The following is a 13,885-nucleotide window of genomic DNA, read 5'->3' as shown; positions in this document are numbered from 1 at the left end:
CCGAACGGAGGGCAATGGGCACGTACCTGCTGCGCAGGCTGCTGTCGAGCGTCATCCTGGTGGCCATCGCCGCGAGTCTCGCGTACCTGCTGGCCGCCAGCAGTCTCAACCCTCGCGCCAACTACACAGGCCGCCAGCCGCCCATCCCCGTCGGGGTCGTCGACAGCACGCTGAGCGAGTACAACCTCAACGACAAGACCCCCCTGCTGGAGCGGTACGGCACCTGGGTGTCGGGGGTCGTCCAGGGCGACTTCGGCAAGACCTGGGACGGCGGCTCGGTCAACCAGCAGATGGGCCAGCGGGTGGGGGTGAGCCTGCGCCTGCTGCTGATCGGCACCCTGCTGGGCTCCACGCTCGGGGTCGCGGTGGGCGCCTTCGCCGCGATCAGGCAGTACCGCATCAGCGACAGAGCGATCGGCGTGGCCTCGTTCGTCGTCATGGCGGTGCCGGTCTTCGTCCTGGCGACGCTGCTGACCATCGGCGCGACCGGCCTCAACGGCGCCGTCGGGCACACGCTGATCGAGTACACCGGTGAGTACAACCCGGCGCTCAGCGGCGTCGACCAACTGCTGAACAGGCTCAACCACCTGATCCTTCCGACGATCTCGCTCTGTCTCGGGCAGATCGCCTTCTACAGCCGCATCCAGCGCAACATGATGCTCGACGTGCTGGGTCAGGACTTCGTCCGCACCGCGCAGGCCAAGGGCCTCAGCCGCAGGACGGCGCTGGTCAAGCACGCGCTGCGCACCGCGCTCATCCCCTCGGCCACCTACTTCGCCTTCGCCTTCGGCACGATGCTGACGGGCGCCACCTTCACCGAGAAGATCTTCGGCTGGCACGGCATGGGTGAGTGGCTGGTGGAGTCGATCCAGCACAACGACACCAACGCCGTCGCGGCGGTCGCCCTGTTCGCCGCCGTGTGCGTCCTGGTGGCGGGGGTTCTGTCCGACCTGCTCGTCGCGGCCCTCGACCCGAGAGTGCGGGTGAGCTAGACATGCGTTCCAAGGTCGTCCTGCGCAGGGTGATGGCCAAGCCGCAGGTCGTCATCGGTCTGATCGGGGTGCTCGCGCTGCTGGCGCTGGCCTACCTCGGCCCCCTGTTCGGCCAGTACACCTGGGAGCAGAAGGACTTCACCGCCTTCCGGTCGCCCCCCGGCGCCGACCACTGGTGGGGCACCACCCAGATCGGCCAGGACATGTTCGCGGTGACGCTGCGCGGCATGCAGAAGTCGATCCTCATCGGCTTCCTGGTCGCGCTCATCTCCACCGGTCTGGCCGCGCTCGTCGGCGCCTTCGCGGGCTACTTCGGCGGCAAGCTCGACAAGATCCTCATGTGGGGCACCGACCTGCTTCTCGTGCTGCCGAGCTTCCTGATCATCGCGGTCATCTCGCCACGGCTGGAGAGCGGCAGCTGGCTGATGTTCGTCGTGCTGCTGGCCTCCTTCTCCTGGATGATCACCTCGCGTGTGGTCAGGAGCATGACGCTCTCCCTGCGCGAGCGGGAGTACGTGCTCGCCGCGCGCTACATGGGCATCCCGGACTGGAAGATCATCTTCAGGCACGTGGTCCCGAACCTGTCCTCCCTGCTGATCATCGACGCCACCATGAACGTGAGCGGCGCGATCATCGGCGAGACCGCGCTGTCGTACTTCGGGTTCGGCGTCAGACCGCCGGACGTGTCGCTCGGCACGCTGATCTCGGCGGGAGGCGGCAGCACGGCGATCAGCTACCCGTGGCTGTTCCTCTTCCCCGCCGGACTGCTGGTCCTGCTGGTCCTGTTCATCAACCTCATCGGCGACGGACTGCGCGACGCCCTCGACCCGGGGAGCACCTCATGACGATCCTCGAGGTGAACGACCTCACGGTGACCTTCCGCGGCGGCGTCAAGGCCGTCAGGGGGGTGTCCTACCAGGTCGGCAGGGGCGAGGTCCTCGGCATCGTCGGCGAGTCAGGCTCGGGCAAGTCGGTGACCTCGCTGGCCGTCATGGGCCTGCTGCCCGCCGGCGCCCAGGTCACAGGGTCGGTCAAGCTGCACGGCCACGAACTGCTCGGCATGCGCGAGCAGGAGATCCTCAAGCGGCGCGGCAAGTCGATCAGCATGATCTTCCAGGACCCGCTGTCGGCGTTCACGCCCGTCTACACGATCGGCGACCAGATCGCCGAGGCGGTCCGCGTCCACCAGAAGGTCTCCAAGGAGCAGGCCGCCAGGCAGGCGGTCGAACTGCTGGAACTGGTCGGGATCCCGCACCCCGAAGTGCGCGCCAAGGCCTTTCCGCACGAGTTCTCCGGCGGCATGCGGCAGCGCGCTATGATCGCGATGGCCATCGCCAACGACCCCGACGTGCTGATCTGCGACGAGCCCACCACCGCGCTCGACGTCACCATCCAGGCGCAGGTGCTCGAAGTGCTCAAGACCGCGCAGAAGGAGACCGGCGCGGGCATCGTCATGATCACCCACGACCTCGGCGTGGTGGCGGGGCTGGCCGACAGGGTGCTGGTGATGTACGCCGGTAAGCCGGTCGAGCAGGGCACGGTCGAGGAGATCTACTACGAGCCCCGCATGCCGTACACCATGGGGCTGCTGGCCTCGATCCCGCGGCTCGACCAGGAGAACCAGCGCCTGGTGCCGATCGAGGGCGCCCCGCCCTCGCCTGCGGCGCTGCCGCCCGGCTGCCCCTTCGCGCCGCGCTGCCCGCTGAAGGTGGACGCCTGCGACGACGCCGAGCCCGAGCTCGTCCAGGTGGGCGAGCGCGGGGTGGCCTGCATCCGCTCGCACGAGATCGACGTGAAGAGGCTCAGGGGCGTCGACGTCTTCCCCGCCCCCGAGCCCGTCGCCGAGCCGCCCCGCGACGCGAGGCGTCGTGAGACGGTCCTCGAGCTCGACAACCTCGTCAGGCACTACCCGCTGATGAAGGGCGCGGTGTTCAAGCGCCGCGTCGGCACCGTGCACGCCGTGGACGGCATCAGCTTCGACATCGCCAGGGGCGAGACGCTCGCGCTCGTCGGCGAGTCCGGCTGCGGCAAGACCACCACGCTGCAGCAGATCATGCAGCTGGAGGCCGCCCAGGGCGGCAGGGTCGTGGTGTTCGGCAAGGACAGCGGCGAGCTGACCAAGCGGGAGCGCAAGGAGCTGCGCCGCGACCTTCAGATCGTCTTCCAGGACCCGATGGCCGCGCTCGACCCGCGCATGCCTGTCGGCGACATCCTCGCCGAGCCGCTGCGCGCCCACGGGCACAAGGACGTCCAGGGCCGCGTCGCCGAACTGCTCGAGCTCGTCGGCCTCGACCCCTCCTACGCCGAGCGCTACCCGCAGCACTTCTCGGGAGGACAGCGCCAGCGCATCGGCATCGCCCGCGCGCTGGCGCTGGAGCCCAAGCTGATCGTCCTCGACGAGCCCGTCTCGGCGCTCGACGTGTCGATCCAGGCGGGCGTCATCAACCTGCTGGAGGACCTGAAGGCCAGGCTCGGCCTGTCCTACCTGTTCGTGGCCCACGACCTGTCCGTGGTCCGCCACCTGGCCGACCGCGTCGCCGTGATGTACCTCGGCAAGATCGTGGAGATCGGCACCGTGGCCGAGGTGTACGGCACGCCCGCCCACCCCTACACCAGGGCGCTGATGTCGGCGATCCCGCTTCCCGACCCCGAGCTGGAGCGTTCACGCCGCAGGATCATCCTCGAAGGCGACCTGCCCAGCCCGGCGCAGCCCCCCTCGGGCTGCCGCTTCCATACCCGCTGCCCCAAGCGCGCCCTGCTCCCCGAGCCCGAGCGCGCCAGGTGCGTGGCCGAAGAACCCCCCGTTGTACGGCTGGCGCACGCCGACGACCATGGCGCCGCCTGCCACTATCCCGAAGTGAGGAACTCGTGAAGGTTGGCTACAAGGCCGCCGCTGGAGCGGCCCTGCTGGCTCTCGCCCTTGCCGCCTGCGGTGGCGGGTCCGACAAGCCCGCCGCCGGTACGGCCGAGGGCGCCAAGGCCGCCCAGGAGCAGGCCGCCGCGCTGCCCGGCAGCGCGATCAACCCGGTCGCCTACGACCAGGTCAAGGACGGCGGCACCATCACCCTCGCGCTGTCCCAGTGGCACCAGCAGTGGAACTACAGCCAGGTGAACGGCACGCACGCGGACGTCGCCGACGTCTACGACGCCACCATGCCCTCCATCTACAAGGCCAGTGACAAGGCCGAGCTGGCCAACAACCCGGACTTCGTCACCGAGTGGAAGATGGAGCTGAAGGGCGACAAGCAGGTCGTCACCTACAAGCTCAACGACAAGGCCAAGTGGTCCGACGGCACGCCGATCACCTACAAGGACTACGTCGGGCAGTGGAAGGCGCTCAACGGCTCGGACGACAAGTTCCAGGTCTCCTCCACCGACGGCTACGACCGCGTGGAGTCGGTGGAGAAGGGCGCGACCGACCACGACGTCATCGTGACCTTCTCCCGGCATTACCCGGACTGGCAGGGCATGTTCTCCCCCCTCATCCCCGCCTCCACGAGCTCCGACGCCACCGAGTTCAACAAGGGCTGGATCGACAAGTTCCCTGTGACGGCGGGCCCGTTCAAGCTCGAGAAGATGGACCAGACCGCCAAGACCATCACGCTCGTCCGTGACGACAACTGGTGGGGCCAGAAGGCCAAGCTCGACAAGGTGATCTTCCGCGCGCTCGACTCGGACGCCACGGTCAACGCCTTCGCCAACGGCGAGCTCGACGCGCTGGAGATCGTCCCCAGCGCCGCCGACCTCCAGCGCGCCAAGGCCGTCCCGGGCGTCGACATCCGCAAGGCCGCCGCGCCCAACTGGCGCCACATCACGGTCAACGGCTCGGCCCCGAACCTGACCGACAAGTCGGTCCGCCAGGCCGTCCTGCTGGGCATCAACCGCGAGGCCATCACCCAGTCCGACCTCAAGGACCTCGACTGGCCCGTACAGGTGCTCAACAACCACCTGTACATGAACACCCACAAGGGCTACGTCGACAACTCCGGCGAGCTGGGCAAGTACAACCCCGAGAAGGCCAAGCAGCTGCTCGACGCGGCCGGCTGGAAGCTGGAGGGTGAGTACCGCAAGAAGGACGGCAAGGAGCTCGAGCTGCGCTTCATCGTCCCCGCGGCCTACCCGCTGGCCAAGCAGGAGGGCGAGCTGACCCAGGCGATGCTGAAGGACGTCGGCGTCAAGGTCAAGATCGAGCCGGTCCCCGACGACAAGTTCTTCGACGACTACATCACGCCGGGCAACTTCGACCTGGTGCCGTTCTCGTGGCTCGGCACGCCGTTCCCCAACGGCGCCCTGCCGCAGATCTACAAGCGGCCGACCAGCAAGGACAACTTCGGCAGCAACTTCCCGCGCATCGGCTCGCCCGAGCTCGACACCCTGATCGAGCAGGCGGCCGGTGAGATGGACCCGGTCAAGTACATCGAACTGGGCAACCAGGCCGACAAGCTGATCTGGGACGAGGTGCACACGATCCCGCTGTACCAGCGTCCGAGCATCTTCGCCGCCAAGAAGACGCTGGCCAACTACGGCGCCTTCGGCTTCGCCACGAAGGACTGGAGCGCGGTCGGCTTCACCAAGTAGCCCCCCGCCCCACGAAAGCCCCCGCCCGAAGGCGGGGGCTTTCCGTTTCCTGCCACCCTCCTCCAATGCGCCCAGCCTCCCGCGTTCCCGGAACGGAACCTCGGCCTCGGGCAACGGAAAGGCCCCAGGCGAACGGAACGTTCCGGCGTCCCCCTAGGAACCTCAGCCCCTCGGCAACGGAATGGCCCCAGGCGAACGGAAACGTTCCGGCGTCCCTCAAGGAGCCTCAGCCCCCCGGCAACGGAAAGGCCCCCGCCGGTCGAGAACCGGCAGGGGCCCGAGAACCCGGAAGGTCAGACGACCTTGGTGTTGACCTCGGCGAAGTGGCAGGCGACCGGGTGGCCGTTGCCCCTGTCCACCAGCGCGGGCTCCTCCGTGGCGCAGATCTCCTGCGCCTTCCAGCACCGGGTCCTGAACCTGCAGCCGCTCGGCGGGTCCATCGGCGAGGGCACGTCGCCCGTCAGGATGATCCGCTCGCGCTGGCGCTCCTCCTCGGGGTTGGCCGTGGGAGCAGCCGACAGCAGCGCCTGCGTGTAGGGGTGGGCGGGCCTGTCGTACAGGTCGTCACGCGGACCCGTCTCCACGACCTTCCCGAGGTACATCACCGCCACCCTGTCGGAGATGTGCCGCACCACCGACAGGTCGTGGGCGATGAACACGTACGCCAGGCCCAGCGCGTCCTGCAGGTCCTCCAGCAGGTTCACCACGCCGGCCCTGCACCGACACGTCCAGCGCCGAGACCGGCTCGTCCAGGATCAGCAGCTTCGGCTCCAGCGCCAGCGCCCTGGCGATGCCGACGCGCTGCCGCTGACCGCCGGAGAACTCGTGCGGGTAGCGGTTGCCGTGCTCGGGCGACAGGCCCACCAGCGACAGCAGCTCGGCCACGCGCTTGGGCCCCGCCTTGCCGTCCCACCGTCCGTGCACCTTCAGCGGCTCGGCGATGATGTCGTTCACCGGCATCTTGGGGTTCAGCGAGGCGTAGGGGTCCTGGAAGACGATCTGCATGTTCTGCCGGACGGCCTGCATCTCCTTGTTCGGCAGGGAGGTGAGCTCCTGGCCGTCGAACTTCACCGAGCCCGAGGTGGGCTTGTGGAGTTGCAGGATGGCGCGGCCCGTCGTCGACTTGCCGCAGCCCGACTCGCCCACCACGCCGAGGGTCTCGCCCTTGTCCACGTGGAGGGAGACGCCGCTGACCGCCTGCACGTGAGTGACGACGCGGCGCATGAGGCCGGTCCCCCTGACGGGGAAGTTCATCACGAGGTCGTTGACCTCGAGCAGTTTCTCGCTCATGGCGTGATCTCGCTGTTCGTGCGGAAGATGGCGGTCGGATCTGCCCTTTCCGCCAGCTTGGGCCAGTGGTGGCAGGCCGCGTAGTGCGCGCCGCCGTCCGTCTCCTCGAGGACGGGCTCCTCGGTGGTGCACACCTCGGTGGCCATGGGGCAGCGGGGGGAGAAGGGGCAGCCCGTGGGCAGGTTGATCAGCGAGGGCGGGGTGCCCTTGATCGGCCGCAGCCTGCCGCCCGAGGTCTCCAGCGAGGGGATGGAGCCGAGCAGACCAGCGGTGTACGGCATCCGCGGCGTGTTGAACACCGGCTCGACGTCACCGACCTCGACCGGCTTGCCCGCGTACATGACCAGCACCCTGTGCGCCATGCCCGCGATCACGCCCAGGTCGTGCGTGATGAGCACGACGGCCGCGTCGACCGCGTCCTTCACCTCGAGCAGCTTCTCGAGGATCTGCGCCTGCACGGTCACGTCGAGAGCCGTGGTCGGCTCGTCGGCGATGATCACGTCGGGGTTGTTGATGATCGCCATGGCGATCATCGCGCGCTGCCGCATGCCGCCGGAGAACTCGTGCGGGTAGGACTTCAGCCTGGCCGCCGCCTGCGGGATGCCGACCAGGTCGAGCATCTCCTTGGCGCGCGCCTGCGCCTGCTTGTACGGCACCAGCTCGTGCGCCAGCACGGCCTCGGCCAGTTGGTCGCCGACGGTGTGGACCGGGTTGAGCGCGGTCATCGGGTCCTGGAAGACCATCGCGATCTTCCTGCCCCGCAGGCTCCGCCGCTTGCGCTCGGACATCTTGAGCATGTCGTCGCCGCGGTAGGAGATGGCGCCGCTGATCCTGGCGCTCTTGGGCAGCAGGCCCATGACCGCCATCGAGGAGACCGACTTGCCCGAGCCGGACTCGCCGACGATGCCGAGCACCTCACGCTCGTGCACCGTGTAGGAGACACCGCGCACGGCCTTGACCAGGCCGTCGTCGGTGGGGAAGCTGACCTGGAGGTTCTCGACCTTGAGCACCTCGGTGGTGCCGGGGCGCTTGGCCTCCGACAGCCGCTTGGCGATGTGTACGGAGGTCATCAGTCACGCACCCTGTTCTGTCGGGGGTCGAAGGCGTCGCGCAGGCCGTCCCCGATGAAGTTGACAGACAGCGCGATGGCCACGATGAACAGACCCGGCCACCAGAACAGCCACGGGCGCGTGACCATGGCGTTCTTGTAGTCGCTGATCAGCAGGCCGAGCGAGGTGTCGGGGCTCTTGACGCCGAAGCCGAGGAAGGACAGGGCCGTCTCCAGCAGGATGCCGGAGGAGATGGCGAGCGTGGCGGAGACGATGATCACACCGAGCGTGTTCGGCAGGATGTGCTTGAAGATGATCCGCATCGACGAGGTGCCGACGGCCCTGGCGGCCTCGACGAACTCCTTCTCCCTCAGGGAGAGGAACTCGCCGCGGACCAGGCGGGTGACGCTGGTCCAGGTGATGAGACCCAGCATGATGGCCATGAAGTAAGGGCCCAGGTTGCCGGTGGCGCTGCCGACCACCGCGGCGATCACCAGAACGGGGATGGTGATCATCACGTCGGTGAAGCGCATGATGACGGCCTCGATCTTGCCGCGGAAGAAGCCCGCGAGGGCGCCGAGCACGGTGCCGACGGCGGTGGACACCAGGCCGATGGTCAACGCCACGATGATCGAGACCTGCGCGCCGCGCATGGTCATCGCGAAGTAGTCCTTGCCGATGTTGTCCTGGCCGAAGGGGTGCTCGCCCAGGTGCATGCCCGCACCGCCGAGGAACTCGGGGATGACGCTGAGCGTCGGGCGGCCCCTGTCCACCACGGTGCCCGAGCCGGTCCACGGCTTGTCCCACCAGCCGGGGATCGGGCCGAAGCCGATGGAGCTGAAGGCCAGCAGGAAGACCAGCCCGAACAGGATCATGCCCACGAGGGCGCCGCGGTGGCGGAAGAACCTGCGCCGGACGAGCTGGCCCTGGGTACGGGCGACGATCGTCATGCCCTGGGCGTCGTTCGACGCGGGCGGCTCCGTCTTGATGGTCATCTCGGTCTTCTCCGTCATGACAGCCTGATCCGCGGGTCGAGGTAGGCGTAGGCGATGTCGGCGAGCATGTTCCACACGACGATGGAGGTGCCGGTGACGAGGAAGAAGCCCATGACCGGCATGGGGTCGACCTCCCGCAGCCCGACCTCGAACATCTTGCCCATACCCCGCCAGCCGAAGACCGTCTCGGTGATGACCGCGCCGCCGAAGACGCCGGCGAAGTCGAGGGCGAGGATCGTGGTGATCGGGATCATGCCGTTGCGGAAGGCGTGCTTGATGACGACGGTCCGCTCAGGCAGGCCCTTGGCACGGGCCGTACGGACGTAGTCCTGGTTCATCACCTCGAGCATGCTGGCGCGGCTGTAGCGGGAGTGGCTGGCCAGTCCGACCAGGATCAGCGCCAGGGTGGGCAGCAGCAGGTGCATGCCGGAGTCGAGCGTGGTCTGCCAGAAGTTGCCGAGGAAGTTGGGCGTCTCGGAGCCGATGGTGGCCACCGGGCGGCCCTTGAGCGCCCTGGCGTAGCCGTCCCACGCCTCGAGCAGCCGGTCGATGAAGATCATCGCGGCGACGAAGAGGCCACTGAAGACGGCCAGCGGGATCGCCTGGCGGCGCAGCAGCCCGCCGAACTGCCAGCCGATGGCGGCGCTGACCAGCCCGGCGACGACGAACAGCCCGAGCAGGGTGAGGACGCTCGGCGCGATCAGCATGGGCTGGAGCGGGTAGTAGAGCAGCGCTCCGACGCCCGCCGCGCCCAGCGCCGCGTACATCGGCTGCAGGTGCTCGACGCCCGCGACCAGCGCGGCGACGCCTGCGGCCGTGGCCAGCCCCACGACGAGGACGAAGGGGAAGCCCAGGCCGGGGTCGGCGAACCAGCGACTCGCGGAGAGCGCGAAGAGGATCACCGCGGTGACGACCAGGCCGATGCCGAAGGCGGTCAGCTTGCCCTTCCTGTCGCCGTTGTAGACCGACGCCCAGATCAGGCCCGCGCAGAGCGCGATGATCAGGATGATGGGAAGCGGGATGTACGGGTCCCTCAGCCAGTCGTTGAACTCGATCGCCACGTACTGCTTCAGCATCGTCGCGACCCAGAAAACCGGTAGCGAGAAGCAGACGAAGGCTGCGAAGGTGATCCCGTGGTCGAAGCTGCTGTACTGACGGAGCGCCGAGACGATGCCGATCGCGATGCCGATCACGGCGGCCAGCACCGTGGCGACCACGACAAGCTTCAGCGTCGACTCCATGGCGCCGCCGAGCAGCGAGGAGACCGTGGTGCCCGCCTTGTTGACCCCGAGGTCACCCTGGAAGATGCCGGTCAGCCAGGAGAAATAGCGGACGGGGATGGGCTCGTCAAGGTGCATGGCCGCGATGCGCGCCTCCATCAGCCTGGGAGCGTCGGGGAGCGAGCTCTCGCGCAGGTCGGCGAGCGGGTCTCCCGACAGGGCCACCAGGAAGAACATGATGAAAGTGGCGGCTAGCAGCGTGAGGCTCGATATGGCGAGCCTACGCGCGATGAATACAAGCAATTCCCCGACCTCCTGCAGGTGACGGCTTCCGGACGCCATGGCGGGGGGTGGCCGGGCTCGAGCCGGAAAGCCGGGCCCGCCCCGGTGCCTCGTGGGCGCGGCTTCGACGGGCGGACAAGTTCGACTTGGTTTGTACAGCTCTGACGCGGGGCCGGTCTGGTGACCGTACCCCGCGTCAGTTATGCGGCTTGGCCGTGCTTACTGAGCAGCCCACTGGTGCATGTTCCAGGTGATGGAGGCCTGGCTCGGGTTGGGCTGGACGTTCTGGATGTTCGAGCTCCAGGCGGACAGAGCCGGCTGCGAGTACAGCGGGATCGTCGCCAGGTCGTCCCAGAGGATCTTCTCGACCTGCTGGATCAGCGGGGCGACCTTCGAGGGGTCGGTCTCCGAGAGGATCTGGTCGGCGAGCTTGTCGTACTCCTTGTTGGAGTAGCAGCCCTTGTTGTTGCCCTTGGCCGAGGGGGTGCACTTCTTCGGCGTGTAGTAGGTGGAGGTCCAGCCGCTGTTCAGCGACGAACCGGCCCAACCGAACAGGGCGATGTCGAAGTTGCCGTTGGCCAGGTCACCGGCGTCGTCGAAGAACTTCTCGCTGCCGGTGTCAGTGACCTCGAAGCCGGCCTGGTCGCAGGAGGCCTTGATCAGCTCGACCACCTGGGTACGGCGGGGGTTCGGCTGGTTGTAGCCGATGTTGACCTTGATCGGGGTCTTGACGCCCGAGTCGGCCACGAGCTTCTTGGCGCCCTCGAGGTCGACGGTGTTGTACTTCTCGGCACCGGCGAACTTGACGGCCTCGGCGTAGCCCGGCTGGAACGGCGCGATGTTGCGGACGTTCATCGGGGCGGCGTTCGGGTTCTGCGGCTTGATCAGGTTGTCCACGATCTGCTGACGCGGGGTGCAGGCCGCGAAGGCCTGACGCAGCTTGGCGTCCTTGAACGGGCCCTTGTTGAAGTTGAAGTCCAGGTGGTCGTACAGGAACTGCTCACCGGTCTTCACGGTGACGTTCTGCAGCGCCTCGACCTGCGCCAGGATGTCCGGGTTCGACTGCGGCTCGATGATGTTCGTCTCGCCGTTCTGCAGCGCCTGGACCTGCTGGTCCTGGGCGATGAAACGGATGACGATCTTCTCGGTCTTGGCCTTCTCGCCCCAGTACTTGTCGTTGGCCGCCAGGGTGATGGACTGGCCGGGGGAGTAGGAGTCGATCACGTACTGGCCGGAGGACGGGATGAGCGCCTTGTCCGGGAGCTTGCCGTTGAAGATCCAGCCCTTGTTGAAGAACTCGGCGGCCTTCTTGAGCTTGCCGTGGTCCTCGGCCTTGATGGCGTCGAACATCTCCTGCTCGCTGAGCCCACCCTGCTGGGCGACGATGTGCGCCGGCAGCTGGATGAGGTTGGCGGCCGCCCAGTCACCGTAGGACTTGGTGTAGTTGAGCGTCACCTCCTTGTCGCCGATCGCGCAGTCCGGCATCTTGATCTTGTCCCACGTGTCCGTGCTGATGTAGCTGAACTCGGGGAACTTGCCGGAGGCGACAGCGTAGGTGAGCATCACGTCGTCACAGGCGATCGCGTTGCCGTCGGACCACACCGCGTTCGGGTTGATGGTGTACTTCACCGTCAGCGGGTCGTCAGAGGTCTTCTCGTAGCTGCCCATGTCCTTGTCCGGCTGGACGGAGCCGTCGGCACCGAAGTGCCAGAAGTCCGTCTGGATCCGGTTCAGGACGATGTGGTTCTTGGAGGAGTACTCTTCCGCCGTCTCGGCGTTGTACGAGCTGATCTCCTGCTCGAACGTGTGGGTGATCGTCGAGGCGTTGGCGGCGCCGCTGGCCGGAGCGGAGGGCGCGGTCGACGGGTCGGCGGCGGGTGCGTTATCGGCAGCGCCGCAGGCCGTCAGCAGGATCGCTGCACCCGTCGCCGCTGCCAGGAACCTTCCGGCCCTGCGTGCAGATGACACGGACGTACTCCTTGGGGGTTGAAACAACAAGCCACTCTTGCGGAGAAATCAAGCATTACTTCGCAAGCGGAGGTAAGGGGTCACAGCAGAGTGTTGCAGACCTGATGCCGTGAGCGTCATGTTCCGTAACAAAGCAGGCCGGAATGGGCGCAAATCACCACATAATCGTTACCTAGGGTGATGGGCTCCAGGATGATGTTCTGTCAAGGCCGCCCACTGTCCACAGGCCCGTTCCGACTCATCCACAGAATCCCGTTCAACGCGCTCACCCGACCCACCCCTGGCCGATCCTGAGGTCCCCGCATCCCTGGAGGATCCCGTGAGCCGGCCTCTCACTCCCTTCCCCACTCCCGCCCTCCCTACCCCTCCGACCTCCCAAACCCCCGCCAAATCCACCCCTTCGGCCCCCCGAACCCCCGCCCCACCGCAACCTCGCCCACGGCCCACGCCCGCTCCAGGGCCGACATCGGCAGTACCGCCAACGCCTGACGTGCGGCCGCTCGCAGAGCCGACGCCTGCCCCTGCGTGGACGCCTGGCCCGAGGCTCGCCCTACGGCCAATGCTTGCCCTCCCGCAAACGTCCGTCCCGCAGCCCGCCCCACGGCCAGTGCGTGCTTCACGGCCGATGCCAGGTTCAAGGCTCGACCCACGGCCGATGCTTGTCCTTCCGGCGACGTCCGTCCCGCAGCCCTCCCCGCGTTCAGCGCGTGCTTCACGGCTGACGCCTGGTCCGAAGCCGGCCCCACGGCCAGCGAGTGCCCTTCCGTCAGCGTCCGCCCGGCAGTCCGCCCCACGGCCAAGGCTGGCGTCACAGCGCACGCCTGCCCTGCCGTCAACGCCAGACCCGCAGCCGGCCCCAGGACCAACGCCTGCCCAACCGCCAGCGTCCGCTTCGCCGGACTCCACGTCGTGCGCAACCCCCGCGGTACGGTCAACCGCCGCTCCACGCGCCATGCCCAGGCCCCGCCCAACCGCCGCCCTCCGCTCAGCCTTCGTGGAGCGACCCGCCCTCGCTTCCGATGTGCCTGCTCGGAACCGCATCCCCTCTCCGGACGCCCCTCCGGTGACACGATCGGCCTCGACCACGCGCCCGGCGTCCACCGCAGCCTGCCTCCACCTCCTCCACTCCGAAAACGCCCCCCGCCCCGCCGCCACCGCACCCCTCGGGCCCGACGACGCCTCTCGGGTTGCCGGTCACGCCTCCGGATCCGAAGTCCCCGGCAGACCCGCCGACGCTCCTTGGGAAGCCGTCGAGGTCTCCGGCCCCGCCGATGACGGCTCCCGCAGGCCCGGTGATGCCTTCTGGGCTGCTGGTGATGTCTCCCGCTTCGGTGTCGAAGTCCCCGGTGGACCCGCCGTCGGTTCCTGTGGGGCCAGCGACGCCTTCTGCGTCGCCGACGGCGGCCCCTGCAGGTCCGGCGACGCCGCCTGGGCTGCCGGTCACGCCTCCCGCTCCGGTGCCGCAGTCTCTGGCAGACCCGCCGACGCTCCCTGGGAAGCCGTCGAGGTCT

Annotated in this window: 8 protein-coding genes and 1 pseudogene; 4 read left to right on the top strand and 5 right to left on the bottom strand. The window is 67.9% G+C overall.

Going from position 1 to position 13,885, the window contains the following annotated elements; genetic code table 11:
• Window positions 1-14: 14 nt before the first annotated feature.
• The 4 genes from FHR33_RS18665 to FHR33_RS18650 are packed head-to-tail and all read left to right on the top strand — an operon-like array spanning window position 15 to window position 5,570.
• Window positions 15-992 (top strand): ABC transporter permease, encoded by a 978-nt coding sequence (locus FHR33_RS18665; protein WP_183649242.1) that lies wholly within the window; start codon window positions 15-17, stop codon window positions 990-992.
• A gap of 2 nt (window positions 993-994) precedes the next feature.
• A complete protein-coding gene (locus FHR33_RS18660) occupies window positions 995-1,837 on the top strand; it encodes an ABC transporter permease (RefSeq protein WP_183649240.1) in 843 nt (280 codons plus the stop codon).
• Entirely contained in the window at window positions 1,834-3,864 is a 2,031-nt protein-coding gene (locus tag FHR33_RS18655; protein WP_183649237.1) for an ABC transporter ATP-binding protein, read from the top strand. The genes FHR33_RS18660 and FHR33_RS18655 overlap by 4 nt, the downstream gene beginning before the upstream one ends.
• Window positions 3,861-5,570, top strand: a complete 1,710-nt coding sequence (locus FHR33_RS18650) for an ABC transporter family substrate-binding protein (RefSeq protein WP_183649234.1) — start codon at window positions 3,861-3,863, stop codon at window positions 5,568-5,570. Before FHR33_RS18655 ends, FHR33_RS18650 begins: the two co-directional genes overlap by 4 nt.
• Window positions 5,571-5,863: 293 nt before the next feature.
• On the opposite strand, the pseudogene FHR33_RS18645 reads toward FHR33_RS18650, so the two are convergent.
• The 5 genes and pseudogenes from FHR33_RS18645 to FHR33_RS18625 all read right to left on the bottom strand — a co-directional run bounded on the left by FHR33_RS18645 (window position 5,864) and on the right by FHR33_RS18625 (window position 12,374).
• Window positions 5,864-6,860: pseudogene (locus FHR33_RS18645) on the bottom strand (ABC transporter ATP-binding protein).
• A complete protein-coding gene (locus tag FHR33_RS18640; protein ID WP_183649231.1) occupies window positions 6,857-7,930 on the bottom strand; it encodes an ABC transporter ATP-binding protein in 1,074 nt (357 codons plus the stop codon). The pseudogene FHR33_RS18645 and the gene FHR33_RS18640 overlap by 4 nt, the downstream one beginning before the upstream one ends.
• On the bottom strand, window positions 7,930-8,904 hold the full coding sequence (locus FHR33_RS18635; protein ID WP_183649229.1) for an ABC transporter permease: 975 nt from the start codon (window positions 8,902-8,904) through the stop codon (window positions 7,930-7,932). Before FHR33_RS18635 ends, FHR33_RS18640 begins: the two co-directional genes overlap by 1 nt.
• Window positions 8,905-8,918: 14 nt before the next feature.
• Entirely contained in the window at window positions 8,919-10,466 is a 1,548-nt protein-coding gene (locus FHR33_RS18630) for an ABC transporter permease (protein WP_246452006.1), read from the bottom strand.
• Window positions 10,467-10,625: 159 nt separating this feature from the next.
• Window positions 10,626-12,374, bottom strand: a complete 1,749-nt coding sequence (locus FHR33_RS18625; RefSeq protein WP_183649223.1) for an ABC transporter family substrate-binding protein — start codon at window positions 12,372-12,374, stop codon at window positions 10,626-10,628.
• Window positions 12,375-13,885 lie beyond the last annotated feature (1,511 nt).

The sequence above is a fragment of the Nonomuraea dietziae genome, assembly GCF_014195505.1.
GTDB classification, from domain to species: domain Bacteria; phylum Actinomycetota; class Actinomycetes; order Streptosporangiales; family Streptosporangiaceae; genus Nonomuraea; species Nonomuraea roseola.
This window is presented reverse-complemented; position numbering and strand designations above follow the sequence as displayed.

Excerpts from the sequence above, each read along its gene's own strand:
- FHR33_RS18665 (WP_183649242.1), top strand. The coding sequence starts at position 15 with ATGGGCACGTACCTGCTGCGCAGGCTGCTGTCGAGCGTCATCCTGGTG.
- FHR33_RS18660 (WP_183649240.1), top strand. The coding sequence starts at position 995 with ATGCGTTCCAAGGTCGTCCTGCGCAGGGTGATGGCCAAGCCGCAGGTC.
- FHR33_RS18655 (WP_183649237.1), top strand. The coding sequence starts at position 1,834 with ATGACGATCCTCGAGGTGAACGACCTCACGGTGACCTTCCGCGGCGGC.
- FHR33_RS18640 (WP_183649231.1), bottom strand. The coding sequence starts at position 7,930 with ATGACCTCCGTACACATCGCCAAGCGGCTGTCGGAGGCCAAGCGCCCC.
- FHR33_RS18635 (WP_183649229.1), bottom strand. The coding sequence starts at position 8,904 with ATGACCATCAAGACGGAGCCGCCCGCGTCGAACGACGCCCAGGGCATG.
- FHR33_RS18630 (WP_246452006.1), bottom strand. The coding sequence starts at position 10,466 with ATGGCGTCCGGAAGCCGTCACCTGCAGGAGGTCGGGGAATTGCTTGTA.